At 67.0% G+C, this 15000-nt stretch carries 13 protein-coding genes; 1 reads left to right on the top strand and 12 read right to left on the bottom strand.

The annotated features are described in order from the left end of the window. Positions 1–51 precede the first annotated feature (51 nt). Entirely contained in the window at positions 52–1797 is a 1746-nt protein-coding gene (locus AC6RA4_RS14625) for an ABC transporter ATP-binding protein (protein ID WP_500161490.1), read from the bottom strand. A gap of 429 nt (positions 1798–2226) precedes the next feature. On the opposite strand from AC6RA4_RS14625, the gene AC6RA4_RS14630 reads away from it, so the two are divergent. After that, complete coding sequence (locus AC6RA4_RS14630; RefSeq protein WP_500161492.1) at positions 2227–3435, top strand: nucleotidyltransferase family protein; 1209 nt, start codon at positions 2227–2229, stop codon at positions 3433–3435. A 109-nt stretch (positions 3436–3544) separates the two neighbouring features. On the opposite strand, the gene AC6RA4_RS14635 is transcribed toward AC6RA4_RS14630, so the two are convergent. From AC6RA4_RS14635 to AC6RA4_RS14685, 11 genes are all read right to left on the bottom strand, one after another. Further along, a complete protein-coding gene (locus tag AC6RA4_RS14635) occupies positions 3545–5095 on the bottom strand; it encodes an acyl-CoA dehydrogenase family protein (RefSeq protein WP_500161494.1) in 1551 nt (516 codons plus the stop codon). A gap of 1 nt (position 5096) precedes the next feature. Beyond that, positions 5097–5969, bottom strand: a complete 873-nt coding sequence (locus tag AC6RA4_RS14640; RefSeq protein WP_500161496.1) for an amidohydrolase family protein — start codon at positions 5967–5969, stop codon at positions 5097–5099. Between the two features lie 12 nt (positions 5970–5981). After that, positions 5982–7856 carry a feruloyl-CoA synthase gene (locus AC6RA4_RS14645; RefSeq protein ID WP_500161499.1) on the bottom strand — a complete coding sequence of 625 codons (1875 nt, stop codon included), beginning with the start codon at positions 7854–7856 and terminating at the stop codon, positions 5982–5984. A 22-nt stretch (positions 7857–7878) separates the two neighbouring features. Further along, a complete protein-coding gene (locus tag AC6RA4_RS14650; protein WP_500161501.1) occupies positions 7879–8646 on the bottom strand; it encodes a crotonase/enoyl-CoA hydratase family protein in 768 nt (255 codons plus the stop codon). Positions 8647–8669: 23 nt separating this feature from the next. After that, on the bottom strand, positions 8670–9437 hold the full coding sequence (locus AC6RA4_RS14655; RefSeq protein WP_500161502.1) for an SDR family NAD(P)-dependent oxidoreductase: 768 nt from the start codon (positions 9435–9437) through the stop codon (positions 8670–8672). 11 nt (positions 9438–9448) lie between these two features. Continuing rightward, entirely contained in the window at positions 9449–10729 is a 1281-nt protein-coding gene (locus AC6RA4_RS14660) for a TRAP transporter large permease (protein WP_500161504.1), read from the bottom strand. Next, complete coding sequence (locus tag AC6RA4_RS14665; RefSeq protein ID WP_500161506.1) at positions 10729–11268, bottom strand: TRAP transporter small permease; 540 nt, start codon at positions 11266–11268, stop codon at positions 10729–10731. Before AC6RA4_RS14665 ends, AC6RA4_RS14660 begins: the two co-directional genes overlap by 1 nt. A gap of 77 nt (positions 11269–11345) precedes the next feature. Then, on the bottom strand, positions 11346–12449 hold the full coding sequence (locus AC6RA4_RS14670) for a C4-dicarboxylate TRAP transporter substrate-binding protein (protein WP_500161508.1): 1104 nt from the start codon (positions 12447–12449) through the stop codon (positions 11346–11348). Positions 12450–12497: 48 nt separating this feature from the next. Further along, positions 12498–12974: a MarR family winged helix-turn-helix transcriptional regulator gene (locus AC6RA4_RS14675; RefSeq protein WP_500161510.1), complete on the bottom strand. Its 477-nt coding sequence runs from the start codon at positions 12972–12974 to the stop codon at positions 12498–12500. 194 nt (positions 12975–13168) lie between these two features. Continuing rightward, a complete protein-coding gene (locus AC6RA4_RS14680; RefSeq protein WP_500161512.1) occupies positions 13169–13666 on the bottom strand; it encodes a MarR family winged helix-turn-helix transcriptional regulator in 498 nt (165 codons plus the stop codon). A gap of 112 nt (positions 13667–13778) precedes the next feature. Then, on the bottom strand, positions 13779–15000 hold a 1222-nt coding region (locus tag AC6RA4_RS14685; protein ID WP_500161514.1), incomplete at its 5' end, for a thiamine pyrophosphate-dependent enzyme.

Genomic DNA, 15000 nt, shown 5'->3' on the forward strand with positions numbered 1-15000 from the left:
CAGCTTGAATCATGCTCAAAGCCTGATGTGAATCCCTTTTGTCAACACGACCTAGACGATCTGGGCGCGGAACATATCGTAATAGCGCCCCTTGTTGGCGATCAGATCGTCATGGCGTCCTTCTTCCACGATCTTTCCATTCTCGAGCACGTAGGTGTAATCCGCCGAGCGAATGGTCGACAGGCGATGGCTTATCACCAGTGCGGCGCGGTCTCCGAGCTTGTCCCGAAACCCCTCGAACAGAGCGACCTCGGCGGCCGGGTCGGTGGCGCTGGTCGGTTCGTCGAGAATGAGGAACCGCGATTGCGGGTAGAACGCGCGCGCCAGGGCGACCCGCTGCCACTGCCCGCCGCTCAGCTCGACACCATTGTCGAAGAGACGGGCGAGCATGGTGTCATAGCCCTCCGGCAGATCCTCGATAATGCCGCTCGCCCCGGCAAGGCGGGCGGCATGCGCGATGCGCGGCCCGTCGCCGGGCTGTTGAAGGTCTCCGAGCTGGATATTTTCACGCGCCGTAAACGCATATTGCGCAAAGTCCTGAAAAACGACCCCGAACTGGCGGCGATAATCGCTCGGATCGAAGGCCCGGATGTCTGTGCCATTCAGCGTGATGGTCCCAGCCTGCGGATCGTAGAGGCGGCAAAGGAGCTTTATCAGGGACGATTTCCCGGACCCGTTCCCGCCCACGAGGGCGACGAATTTCCCCGGAGGCAAATGCAGCGAGACGCCGTCGAGCGCTGTCCGCGCGCCGCGGTCATATCTGAAACGGACATCGGTCAGGCGCAAACCGTCATCGAGGGCATCTGGAAGGGGCCGGGGGAGGGGGCTGGCGGAGATGGTCGGTTCGATGGCGAGAAACTGAAACAGCTGTCCAAGAAAGATCCTGTCGTCGTAGAGCCTTGAAAGGCTCTGAACAGCGCCACGCCCGGTCGCCTCGGCGCGCTGGAAGGCGACGACAAGCAGGATCAGGGCGCTCAGCGCCTCGGCATTTGTCGTCGCCGAGCCGGCGACCAGCAGGGCGGAGGCGATGAAGACGGCACCGGCGAGAAGCGCGATCAGCGCCTCGCGCGAGGCCCGCAGCCATTCGATCCTGATCTGCACCTCGCGGATCGTGTCGCGCAGGCTTCGGAACCGATGTCTCAGGTGGTCGCCGATCTGGAAGACGCGAATTTCCTTGGCGTATTGCTCGGATGTGAGCAGCCAGTCCAGATAGGCGGCCTTGCGCTCCATCTGGATGCGCTCGGTGATCCAGCGAAAGCGCATCCCCGTGGCACGCAGGTGGACGAGCAGCGTCAACCCAAGCGCGAGGGCAATGCCCGGCAGGATGCGCCAGTCCAGCCCGACGATCACGACGCCGGTGCCCAGCAGCAGGATGACGCTTCGCAGAAAGGTCAGCGCATTCGAAATCACCTCGGCTGGCCGTTGTGCACCGACCTCGCGGGCGCGCTCGAGCGCATCGTAATACAAGGCGCTGTCAAAGAAACCGAGATCCGCCGCCACCGTGCGGCGCTGGATCTCTTCGTTGACCACGTCTGCCACGAGCAGGCTTTGCTTGGTCCGGAGGTAGGCCCCGACCGATGCGAGAACCTTCGTCGCAAGCATCATCGAGACCGCAAGTCCAAGCGCAACCATGGTTCGGAGAGTGACGGTGTCCGCGGCGCTCGCGTCCTGCATCGCAACCGACGTCACCAGGATCTTGATCGAGAACAACAACGCGACACCGAAGATCGCCTCGACCACGGCGGTCACCACGACAAGCCAGGTCAGGGTCTTTTCGGCGTAGCGGAGCAGGTCCATCACGTCTGCCCAGAACTGGATGTAGGCCCTTAGCCTGTCGATCACGGTCTTGGGCCCGGCGCAAAGGTCGTTGTCGTAAACACGCGGCGTTATCCTGTCTGAGCTGGCTGGAAAGGTTTGGTCTGAAAGAGGCTGGTCTGGAATGAACCGGTCGGTCGGGGGTTTGAAAGCGGGGTCGGGCAGGGCTGCCCCGGCTCCGGCGAAACGCGGAATCGGATTCCGTTATCCGCGAGAGGCATATGCGTTTGACGAAAGCGGAGAAGTTCTGAGGGCCTGTCACCGTAAGCTGGAGAGTCCAAGGCATATCCAGTGGTGGAATACGCAAATATCAATCTTTACGGACCCTGCGTTAATAAATTCTTAACCCCGACGCGCGGGACTCGACAGGCATAGCTGGGTTGCCCGGATTTAAGCAGGTTGAATGATTTGATGAGCGCAACGCCCGAGACCGATCTCAATTCGCCCGAGCATCGTTTGTTGCTTCTTCTGTCCCTGATCGAGCTGGATGACGATCAGCGCGCGTTTGCCCGCCGTCTCTGTGCGCAGATCCGGGATTGGTCCGGCGTCTTCTCGGTTGCCGCGCGGCGTTTCGGGCTGCCTCTGACCGTCCGCAACCTTCAGGCGGTGGGATGGCCGGAGCCGGCTGCCGGGCTCTTTCCAGACTTGCAGGGGCTGGTGTCACGGCAGGCCCGGCAGAACCTGATGGTGGCCGCGGAACTGCGGCAATTTGCACAGACATGTCTGCAGCCGTTGCATGCCAATTACCTGATTTTCAAGGGGATCGCGCTTTGTCGCTCCTACTATCCGGATCTCGGGCTGCGCCCCTGCCGGGATATCGACATCGCTGTCGAAGGCGGAATGCTCGAGCCGGTGATCCGCCGGGCGATCACGGAACGGTACCGCCTGTTCGCTCCGAACGGCAAGGGGGGCGCCCTCACGAGCGCGCGGGAGATCGACGCGCTCCTGCGCTATGCACGATCGGCGGTTCTGGTCTCTCCCGGCGGGATTGCCATCGACCTGCAGCCGGGGATCGACAAGTTCTCCGGGATCTTCGACGACTACGATGTCTTCCGTAATCTTGACGGTCTGGAGTTCGGCGGTCTGCGGTATCCGGTTCTGAAGCCGGCTTTCCTGTTCAACTATATCTGCCACCACCATGCGCGGCATCTGTGGTCGCGGCTGCACTGGCTCAGCGATCTCGACGCGCTCCTGCGCTCGCCGAACCTGGATCTGGCAGAGGTGCGGGCCCTTGCCGACCGTTTCGGACAGCGCGGCGCTGTAGAGGCGGCACTGGAGTTTCATCAGCTGGCGCCCCGGCCGGTGCCATGGGATCTGTCCCGCAGGACGCATGGCCATGCCTATCTGACCCTCTGCCTGCAGAGCCTCGGCGGCGGCGATGGGCAGGAAAAGCGCATGGCGATGGGCCTGATTGGCGGCGAATTCATGTTTCGCTGGCAAGCGAGCGATCTGCTCCGGCGGCGCGCCCGTCGCAATTGGCTCCGGACCATGCTGGCTCCGTCCTACCACCAATATCAGGCGGTGCCGCTGCCGCGCGCGCTGCAGTGGGTCTACTATCCCTTCCGCGTTGCCCATCTTGCCGCTGGCGGTGTGCGGCGCAGATGGCAGGGATCGCGCTGATCGCAGCGGCTGGCGGCAGGCGCGGACGGATCCACGGGCTTGCAGCGCGGGAGGGTCGCGGCAACGGGCCTGTGGGGCCTGTCTGCCGCGACCGGCGTTTTGCGCCCGGTCAGTCCTGTCGCGTTGCGATCTTCGCGAGCCGCCGGAGTCGGGCCCCGTCAGCGGCCTGATCGGCCACGTCCCGCAGACGTGCCCAGGCGGCACGATAGGCGAGATCGCAGGTCCGTTCCATGAAGCCATGCGCCAGCTCGGCGGCATCGGCGGCGCCCGCGATGTGGCGGGCCTCGGCCTCCCACTGTGCCACGGCCTCACCGAGAGACGGGTCGCTGTCGCGCAGGAAGGCGGCAAAGGCCTTGGCCCCGGCGCCATCGTTCAACGTCAGCGAGCGCGTGGCGGTGGTGCGGGCGTGGATGCCGTTGGTGCCCTCGTAGATCGCGCAGATGCGGTTGTCGCGCCAGTTCTGCTCGGCGCCGTACTCGCGCAGGTAGCCGTAGCCACCCATCACCTGGATCGCCAGATCGGCGGCGCGGCTGCCGGCCTCGGTGCAGAAGTACTTGCAGACCGGGGTCATGAACTCGACGAAATCGCGCTCGGTGCCGAGCTCCTGCGCCACCAGCGTGATGTGGCAGAGCGCCCGGCCGCCAAGCGCCAGCGCGTCGCAGGTGTCGATCATGCGCGCCACGTCGGGGTGCTGGTCGATGCTCACCACCTGGCCCTCGCCGCCCCGGCCCTGCTTGCGCTCGGCGGCGTAGTGCTTGGCGAGGTCCGCCGCGCGAGCGGCGTGGGCGACGCCTTGCAGGCCGACATCGAGCCGCGCGTGGTTCATCATCGCGAACATCGCCTTGAGCCCCGCGCCCTCGGCCCCAACAAGCTCCCCCTGCGCGCCGTCGAAGGCGAGCTGGCAGGTGGGCGAGGCGTGCAGACCGAGCTTTTCCTCGATCCGCGTCACGTTGACGGCGTTGCGCACACCATCATCGCCGATCGCCGGGCAGGCAAACAGGCTGAGGCCCCGAATGCCGTCCTCGGGCGCGCCGGTGCGGGCGAGCACGAGATGCAGGATGTTGTCGGTCATGTCCTGATCGCCGCCGGAGATGAAGATCTTCTCGCCCTCGATCCGCCAGCCCTCACCGTCGCGCGTGGCCTTGGTGCGGATGGCCGAGAGGTCGGAGCCGGCGCCGGGCTCGGTCAGGCACATGGTCGAGAGCCATTCGCCCGAGGCAAGCTTCGGGATATACGCCTCTTTCTGCGCCTCCGAGCCGAAACGCATCAGCAGCGAGATCGCGCCATGGGCCAGCGAGGTGACCATCTGCAGCGAGTGGTTGGCGCCGGTGAAGATCTCGCTCACCGCCGCCAGCACCGGCCCGCCCAGCCCCATGCCGCCGTATTCCTCCGGCGCCGCGATTCCCTGCCAGCCGCCCTCGGAGAGCTCGGCATAGACCTCGGCAAAACCGTCGGGCATCCGCACCCGGCCATTCTCGAGGCGGCAGCCCTGTTCATCTCCCGGCGCGTCGAGCGGCGCGATGCGCCCCTCGGCGAAGGCGGCGAAGTGGCTGGTGATCTCGGCGGCCAGCTCGTCATCCCAGTCGGGAAGACGGTCGGCGCGGGCGACGTGGCGCAGCGAGAACAGGATGTCGTCGGTGGGGGCGTGGAAGGCGGTCATGTCACGAAATCCCCAGCAGCCGCATGGCGTTGTCCTTGAGGATCAGCGGCCGCACCTCGTCGCGGAACTCGGCCTTGTCGAAGGCATCGAGCCATTTCTCGGGCGCGATCATCGGCCAGTCGGAGCCGAAGAGCATCTTCTTCTTCAGGATCGTGTTGGCGTATTGCACGAGGATCTTGGGGAAGTACTTCGGCGACCAGCCGGAGAGGTCGATATAGACGTTGGGCTTGTGCTGCGCGACCGAGAGCGCCTCTTCCTGCCAGGGGAAGGAGGGATGCGCGAGGATGATCGGCATGTCGGGGAAATCGACCGCGAGATCGTCCATATACATCGGGTTGGAATACTTCAGCCGCATGCCGTTGCCGCCGCGCATCCCCGATCCGACGCCGGTCTGGCCGGTGTGGAACAGCGCCGGCACGCCGGCCTCGGCGATGGCCTCGTAGAGCGGGTAGGCCATGCGGTCATTGGGGTAGAAGCCTTGCATGGTAGGGTGAAACTTGAACCCCTTGATGCCGTGGTTCTCGACGAGGTCGCGGGCCTCGCGGGCGCCGAGCTTGCCCTTGGCGGGGTCGATCGAGGCGAAGGGGATCAGGATGTCGGCGTTCCTGGCGCAGGCCTCGGCGACCTCGTAATTGTTGTAGCGCCGGTAGCCGGTCTCGCGCTCGCTATCGACCGGGAAGATCACCGCGGCGATGTTCTTCTCGCGGTAATGCGCGGCGGTCTCGTCGATGGTCGGCGGGTGCGACCAGGGCGCGCCGAAATACTTCGCCATCGTCGATTGCAGCTCGTCATAGCCGTCATCGGTGTGACAGCCGCAGGCCTCCTCGGCATGGGTGTGAAAGTCGATCGCGCGGACGTTTTCGAAATCGATCATGGTCGGTCCTCCTCAGACGCGGATCAGCGCCGGGTCTTCGTTGTCGTAGAGCCGCTCGAGCAATTCGGCCCGGCGGGTCAGGATCTTCTTGATGTTCAGCGAGCCCTTGTCGGTGATCTCGTGGTGCTCCAGCGAGGGCGGCTCCGCAAGAACGATGGCGCGGGTGATGCGCTTGGCCGAGCCGGTGACATGGGCGTTCATCTCGCGCAGCTTGACCTCGATCTGGGTCATCAGGTGCGGGTCGGTGACGGCGCCCTCGGTGACATCGCCGGGCGCGGCCGCGCCGGGGGCGGGGAAGATGAAGAGCCCGACCTCGCCGCGGTCATGGCCGCAGATCACCACATCCTGCGCCAGTCCCGCCAGCTCCTTGAGCGCGGTCATGCGCAGGTTGCCCGCCTGCACCCAGGTGCCGGTGTCGAGCTTGAAATCCTCCGACACGCGGCCATCGAAGATCAGGCCGCGGTTCTCGTCCTCGGGATCGACGAAGCGCACCGCGTCGCCGGTGATGAAGAAGCCCTCCTCGTCGAACGCTTGCGCGGTCTTCTCGGGATCGCCGTAATAGCCCGGCATGATGTTGGGGCCCTTGACGCGGATCTCGCAGCGCATGTCCTCGTCGGGGATCAGCTTGAGCTCGACCGCCGGCAGCGGCACGCCGATGACACCCGAGCGGCCGATCGGCTCGTGCACCATGACGCAGGCCGGGGCCGTCTCGGTCAGGCCCCAGCTCGAGATCATCATCGGCAGGCCGCCGCGGGCCTGAAGGCAGAACTGCTCGAGCGCCTCCCAGACATCCTGCGGCAGCGAGGCCCCGGCGTAGAACAGCAGCTGCTGGTCCTTGAACAGGTGCTCCTGCGTCGCCGGGTCGTCCTTGATCGCGTCGACCAGCATGTTCCAGCCCACCGGCACGTTGAAGGCCAGCGTGCCGGGGCGGTCGGTGCGGTTCTTTAGCGTGGTGGCGAAGCCGCGCCCGGTGGGCTTGCCGCTGTCGATGGTCAGCGTGCCGCCATGGCTCAGCATCATGTTGACGTTATGCGAGCCGCCGAACACGTGGTTCCAAGGCAGCCAGTCGGTGATGCGCGGGGCATGGTCCTTCAGGAAGGGCAGCGCCACCTCCATCTGCACCTGGTTCACGCACATCATCCGGTGCGTGGTCAGCACGCCCTTGGGATCCGAGCTCGAGCCGGAGGTGAAGAGGATCTTGGCCAGCGTGTCGGGGCCGACCTTGGCGTGGGCGGCGTCGAGCTCGGGGCTTTCCTCGGTATGCACCAGCTCGGACATGGTGGTGACCGGGCGCCCGGCCTCGCCGCGCGCGGCGACGATCTCGACATCGGCAAGCTGCGGCAGCGCCAGCGCCGCGGCGTAGCGGGTGGCGTCATCGACGAAGGCCATCTTGGGCTTCACCTTGTCGAGCACGAAGATCAGCCGGCCATGGGCCTCGGTGATCAGCGAATACTGCTCGGCCAGCGGCACCACCGGCACGCCGATATACTGCGCCGCCAGCGACAGCAGCAGGTGGTCGAGCCCGTTGCCCGACATCATCGCGATGGTGTCACCCTCGCCAAGGCCGCGCGCCAGCAGCGCCGAGGCGATGGCCCGGACCTGCTGCAGCAGCTCGAGATAGGTCACGTTGCGCCAGCCGGGGCCCTCGACGGGGCGCTCGGAGACGGCCACGCGATAGGGTGCCTTCTCGGCCCATTCATGCAGCCAGGCACCGGTATTGGCGACCGGCTCGGGCAGGTCGTAGCCCGAGCGCAGCAGGATGGTGCCGTCGGCGCGATCCTCGCGGAGGACCTTGTGCGGCACATAGCGGGTCAGGGTGTGGCGGCGGGCCCAGTCGGCCCGGGCGGTCGGGTCCGTGGGGGCGCGTTCGATGACGTGGGTGTTCATGGCTCCTCCTCTTCCCGCGTTCTCAGCGGAAGACCGGGTTGCGCTTTTCGAGGAAGGCGCGCAGCCCTTCCTCGGCGTCCGGCGTGGTCTGCACCAGCGCCGCGGCGAGGCTCTCGGTAAAGAGCCCGTCCGAGCGCGACATGTCGCCGATGCGGGTCAGGGCGTTGACCATGAAGTAGTTCGACATCGGCGCGTTGGCGGCGATCTTGGTGGCCAGCTTGCGCGCCAGCGGCAGCGCCTCGCCCTCGCCGACGGCGTAATGGGTGAGGCCGAGCTGCAGCCCTTCCTCGGAGTTGTACTTGCGCCCCGTGAGCATCATCTCAACCATGCGGTCGGGGCCGAGGATGCGGCCGACGCGCACCGTCGCGCCACCGCCCACGAAGATGCCGCGGCGGCCTTCGGGCAGCTGGAAGATCACCGACGGCTCGGCGATGCGCACATGGGTCGCGGTGGCCATCTCGAGCCCGCCGCCGATCACCGCGCCGGTCATGGCGCTGACGGTGATGACGCCGCCATACTGAATCATGTCCATCACCCGGTGCCAGTTGCGCGAGTGGTAGACGCCATCCTCGGCGCTGCGCGAGACGTGCTCGGCGAGGTCGAGCCCAGAGCAGTAATGCCCGCCGCGCCCGTGCAGCACGACTACGCGGACCTCCTTCGGCAGGGTGTTGTAGAACTCCTCGATCTCGGCCAGCAGCCCGTCGGACATGGCGTTGCGCTTGTCCTCGCGGATCAGCTCGAGCTCGGCGATCTGCCCGTTGTAGGAGGCTTCGGTATAGGTGCCTGTCATGGTGTCGGTCCTCACTTGGGCGGTCATTTGGGGGCGAGACGGACGGCGCTGTCGATGCGGATGACCTCGCCGTTCAGAAGGGGGTTTTCGACGATCTGCTGCACCAGCATGGCGTATTCGTCGGGTTTGCCCATCCGCGACGGGAAGGGCAGGCCTGCCTCGAGCGAGGCCTTGGCCTCGGGCGGCAGCCCGGCGCTCATGGCGGTCTCGAAGAGGCCCGGCGCCACGGTCATCACCCGGATGCCGAAGCGCGCCAGCTCGCGCGCCGCCGGCAGGGTCATCGAGGCGACGCCGCCCTTCGAGGCCGCATAGGCAGCCTGTCCGATCTGCCCGTCCTGGTAGGCGACCGAGGCGGTGTTGACGATGACGCCGCGGGCGCCGTCTCCGTCGACCGGCTCGAGCGCCGCCATCTCGCGGGCGGCGATGTTGAGCACGGTGTAGGTGCCCAGCAGGTTCACCCGGAGGGTGCGCTCGAACAGGCCGACGGTCAGCGCCCCGTCGCGCGGGAGGATGCGCGACGCGGTGCCGATCCCCGCGCAGCTTACCACGATGCGCGGTGCGCTGCCGAAATGCTCTTTGCAGCGCTCGAAGCCCGCCTCGACGGAGGCCGCGTCGGAGACGTCGGCCGCGAGGCCAAGCCCGCCGATCTCGGCCGCGACGGCCTCGGCGGCCTCGAGGCTCAGGTCGAGGACGGCGACACGGGCGCCCGCCTTTGCCAGCCGCCTTGCGGTGGCGGCGCCGAGGCCGCTGCCGCCGCCGGTGACCAGCGCGATGGTGTTGTTGATGTCCATTGGGAGGCTCCTCAGAACAGGCCGCGGGTCAGCAGCATGGCGGCGACCAGCGCGATGTCGGCGGCGAGAAACGGCAGGATGCCGGCGAAGATCTGCTCGAGCTTCACGTAATCCCGCGCCACCGAGTGGATGACGAAGACGTTAAGCCCGACAGGGGGCGTGATCATGCCGATCTCGAGCAGCTTGGCGACCAGCAGACCGAACCAGATGGTGTCGATGCCATGCGCGGTGGTCAGCGGCAGGAACAGCGGCAGGGTCAGCAGCAGCGCGCCGATTGGCTCGAGGAACATGCCAAGCGCGATGTAGATCAGCACGATGATCAGCAGCAGGCCGGTGGTGCCGAGGCCCATCGCCTCGACCAGCATGCCCACTTCGCGAGACAGCCCCGACATCGCCACGAGGCGGGTGAAGAGCCCGGCGCCGATGGCGATGATGAAGAGCGCGCCCGAAGCGAGGATGGTGTCGACAAGGCTTTCCTTGAAGTCGGCCCAGCTCAGCGAGCGCCGCAGCAGCCCAAGCGCCAGCGCCATGAAGGCGCCGAAGGCCCCGGCCTCGGTGGCGGTGAAGATGCCGCCGAAGAGTCCGCCGAGCACGGCGCAGATCAGCAGCAGCACCGGCCAGATCTCGAGCGTCTTCTTCCAGCGGTCGCCCATGGTGTAGGGCTCGACCATGGGCAGGCGCTCGGGCTTGCGCCACCAGACGAAGAGCACCGCGCCGATGTAGAAGAACAGCGAGGCGAGGCCGACAAAGACGCCGCCCATGAACAGCGCGTTGATCGAGCTGTTGGACTGGATGCCGAACAGGATCAGGATGATCGAGGGCGGGATCAGCGCCCCGATGGTGCCGCCCGCGGCGACAGAGCCGGTGGCGATGCGCAGATCGTAATTGTTGCGCTTCATCTCGGGGATGGCGATACGGCCGATGGCGGCGGAGCAGGCCACCGACGAGCCCGAGACCGCGGCAAAGCCGCTGGCGCCGGCCAGCGAGGCGATGGCGAGACCGCCGGGCAGCCAGCTCCACCAGACCCTGGCGGCCTCGAACAGGCCCTTGGTGAGGCCCGAGTGATAGGCGATATAGCCCATCAGCAGGAACATCGGGATCGAGCTCAGCGTCCAGCTGGCCGAGGCCGAGTAGGGAATGTTGGAAAGCATGCTCATCGCGGGTCGCAGGCCGGCGATGGCCCAGATGCCCAGGAAGGACACGCAGATCAGGCTCACCCCGATCGGCACGCGCAGCGCGATCAGCGCCAGGAGGCCGGCGAGGGCGAGAATGCCGATGGTGACGGGATCCATCAGTTGGTCTCCTTATGGGTGGCCTGAAGTTCGTCCAGCGGGTCGTGGGCGGTCAGCTCGATGCGGCCGGTGAGCACTTCGACGAGGCGCAGCACCAGCACCAGCGACATCAGCCCGAACGAGATCGGTAGGATCCAGTAGCTGGGCCAGGTCTGAAACACGGTGGTCCCGACCTCGACATAGGCGCCGCGATCGGTCTGGCGCAGGGCGTTCTCGGCGGTGCCCCAGGTCATCGGGACGAACACGGCGAGCGCCACGGCGAAGCCGATCAAGGCGACGATCTTGCGCGGCAGGCCGGTGAGGCGATCGGTGAAGATCGTCGCCTCGATGTGGCGGCGGCGGATTTCGGTCATGGCAAGCGGCAGGAAGCTGATCGCAACCATGTAATAGCGGCTGACGAGATCGGCGGTGGCGGGAAAGCCGGCCCCCAGAAAGGTGCGCATGAAGACGTCGACGACGATCTGCAGCATCATTGCCAGCAGGACGAGCGACGCCAGTACGGCGCTGATCCGACCGATCCATTTCTCGATGAGGTACATGACCCTCTCCGGCGAATGTGTGGGGATGGAAGGGGTGTTCGCGCGCCCCGCATCAGGGGCAGGGCGCGCAGGCCCGGTCAGGAGCCGTAGGCGTTCAGGTCGATCTTGGAGAAGATTTCGTCATAGCGCAGCTTGGCGAGATCCTCGTAGCTCATGTCGGTAGACACGAGGCCTTCCCACTTCTCGATCAGCGCCTTGTAGCGGTCGATCTTGGCCTGAGCGTCCTTGACGCCGCGCTCGGTCAGGATGTCGGCGGCGGCGGCGAGGCGCTCTTCGTTATAGGCCGCCTTGGCGGCGGTCAGGCTTTCGTCAGGGGCGATGAACTCGATGCCCTCGGTTCCCCGGGCCTTCTCGGCGTCTTCGAGGAAGCCGACGAGGCCCTTGGCGATGCCGTACTGGGTCGCCTTGGCCAGCGCCTCGCGCTCCTCGGCCGACATCCGCATCCACAGCAGGCCGCTGACGCCGCCGGCGGCGGCGCCGTTGAACACGCCTTCCTCGATCTCGGTCACGTAGCCGATCACGTCACCGAGGCGGTTGGCGATGATCTCGTGGTTGGCGCTGAAGGTGCCGTCGATGACGCCCTGGCTCAGCCCCTCGAAGAGCTCCGAGGAGGGCAGCTGGGTCGGCTCACCGCCCATCGCCTGCACGAAGCCCGCGTAGAGCGGCGCGCCGGTGCGGATGCGCATGCCCTTCACGTCCTCGACGCTGCGCACCGGCTTGGTGGTCAGCAGGTTGTAGGGCGGGGTCGCATCGGTGCCGAGATAGACCTGGCCGTTCTGGGTGAACTCGGCCTGGCAGTCGGCGCAGGTGGCGATGTACTCGGTCACGGCGGACGAGATCACGAGGTTGTTCGACCCGAGGATCGACAGCTCCGAGGGCAGCGCCGCGTCGGGGAATTCCGCCGGGAAATAGGGCATCAAGAGCGTGCCCATCTCGGTCACGCCGTCGCGCAGGCCCGAGCTCATCTCGTTCGGGGCCACGAGGCCCGAGGGGGTGTCCTGGAGATCCCAGGCGCCGCCGGTGAACTCTTCGAGACGGGTGCCGATTTCCGGGTACACCACGGTCGCCAGTACGTGCGCCGGGCCAAAGCCGCTGGTGGCGCGGATGGTGTCGGCCTGCGCCACCGGCGCGGCCGCCATCAGGGCGCCGGCAACGGCCAGCGCAGCAAATCTCACAGTCATGTCTTCCTCCCTTGAACCCGCCCAATCCCTCCGGGCGGAATGTCCGGCCTAGTCGGCCATTGAACTTTCGATGCGGTTCAGCAGCGACAGCAGAAGCTGCTGCTCCTCGTCTTCCAATGCGGTCAGGCACGCGGCCTCGGCGGCGGCGATGGCCTCGTTTGCCTTGTCGTGCAGGCGGCGCCCGCGCACCGTCGCCTTCAGCTCGAAGCGGCGGCGGTCGGTCTTCATCTGGGTGCGGCTGACCAGCTCACGGGTCTCGAGCTCGTCGACCATCACCACCAGGTTGGAGCGCTCGATCTTCAGCAGCTCGGCCAGCGCCGAGGGTGTGATGCCGGGATTGCGCACGATCACCGACAGGCAGCTGAAGGTGGGAATACGCAGGTCGAACTCGGCGGCGGCCCGCTGCGCGGCGGAGTGCAGAACGATGTAGGCACGCTTGACGTTGTAGCCCATCAGCCCGCGCACCGCGCCTTCGTCGACGTGGTCGGTCGCGACGGGATCTTTGCGGGGCTTGCTGGGGGCCATGTCGAATCTCCTCTTGCCAAGGAAGATGCGGACAAAAGTAGTTATGGTCAATAACTATTATTTTGCATAACTAGCTGCAGTGCAGCAAAAGACCTGCCTCCGAGCCGGCTTGCGGCCGGGTCAGGGTCTTGATCTGATTGGGTTTTGAGAGGTTTCGGCGCTGCGGCGTCCGGGGGGCTGCGCCGCCCAGAGGATCAGCCGTCCGTGGCGGTTTTTCCGGGGGCGATCTCGCCTTCCGCGGTGCGCAGGGGCACGCGGCTGAGCTCGTTTTCGGCGGTCGTCACCTTGCAGAGCAGCGCCACCAGCGTGTCGCGCTCGTCCGCGTCGAGCTGCTTGAGCATCACCTCCTGAGCGCGCCGGACGACCGGCCGCACGTCGCGCAGCAGCGCCGCGCCGCGGTCGGTTAGGGTCAGTACGCGGGCGCGGCGGTCGGTGCGGCTGACGCTGCGCTCGAGCAGCCCTCGGGCTTCGAGACGGGCCACCACGCCGCCGATGGTGGCGCGGTCGATGGCGACGAGCCCGGCGAGTGTCGCCTGTTCGATGCCGGGGTTCTCTTCCAGCATACACAGCGCGGCGAACTGCATCGGCGTGAGATCGAAGCCGGCGGCCTTGGTCTCGGCGGCAAAGGCCGAGACCGAGATCTGGTGCATGCGGCGGATCAGGTGGCCGGGCAGGTCATAAAGGTCTGTCATCATGGGTCACCGGATCGGCTTGGGCGGGTCCGGTCAGTATGTAACCCAGCGCCCTGCCGGGTAAAGATATAAGTGTGCTTACTGTTTGTCTGACGTCGCCCTGCAACAGGCGTCAGCCTGCGATCATCACGTTGAGCAGGGCACAGCGGCGCTCGTCGCGCACCACGCGCAGCGCCTCGTCGAGCGCTGCGCGCAGCTCCTCGGGCGCGGTGACGGCGCGGGCCCATGCGTTGCTGGCCCCGGCCACCTTGCAGAAATCCGGCGAGGGCGAGAGCCCGGTCAGCGGCATGGCGTTGGCGCGCGACGCGGCGCCATCGGGGTAGAGCCCCGACACCGAGTGCCGCACCGCGCCCCATTCGCCGTTGTTGAGGATCACCAGCAGCACCGGCAGCGACAGCGCCTCGGCGATCTGGTGGCAGGCCACCGGGTTGGCGAACATGTAGCTGCCGTCGCCCAGCGTGGCGACGCAGAGCCGGTCCGGCTCGGCGAGCTGCGCTCCGAGCGCTGCCGGAAAGGACCAGCCGAGCCCGCCGGAATGGGGCTCCTGGAACCACGAGCGGTGGGCGCGGCGGGGCAGGGTGCCAAGCATCGTGCCGAGCTCGGAGAACACCGAGCACGGCCCCTCGCCCTGCGCGTCGAGCGCCTCGCCGAGCACGCGGCTGACGGTGGGCTTGTCGAGCCGATCGCCCTTTGGCTGCGCGGCCTGTGCCAGCATCTCGCGCTGCGCGGCGCTGGCGTGCGCCAGCCGGTCGCGGCGCTGGGCGAGCCGGTCCTCGTCGCGCGGCAGCTCTGCCATCGCCGCGATCAGCGCCGGGAGCGTGCGGGCGGTCTCGCCGGTGATCGAGAGATCCGAACGGAAGCTGCGCACCGGGAAGCGCGAGAACAGCGGGTCGGGGCCGATATTGGCGATCTTCGCATCGGCGCGCGGCTGGTGCGCATCGGGCATCCACGGCGCGAGGCAGTCGAGGATCACCACCACGTCGGCCTTGGCCAGCCACGGGCCGGGATCGGCGCCGACGTGGCAGGGATGGTCGGTGGCAATCGCCAGATGCGTGGCCCACCACGAGCAGACCGCGATGCCCCAGTCGGCGCACCACTGCGAAAAGGCGGCAAAGCTCGCGGCGTCTCCGCTGCCGCGCTGGGCCACGACGAGCGGCGCCTCGGCCGCGGCCAGCCAGCCCGCCAGCGTGGCGATGGCCTGCGGGTCGGGGGCGGCCTCGGTCGGGGCCATGCGCGGGCGCTGCGAGAGCCCCTCGGTCGGGACCTCCTCGCAGAGCACCTCGCGCGGGATCGAGAGATAGACCGGCCCCTTGGGCGTGGAGTTGGCGATGGCA

The organism is Salipiger sp. (assembly GCF_059781815.1).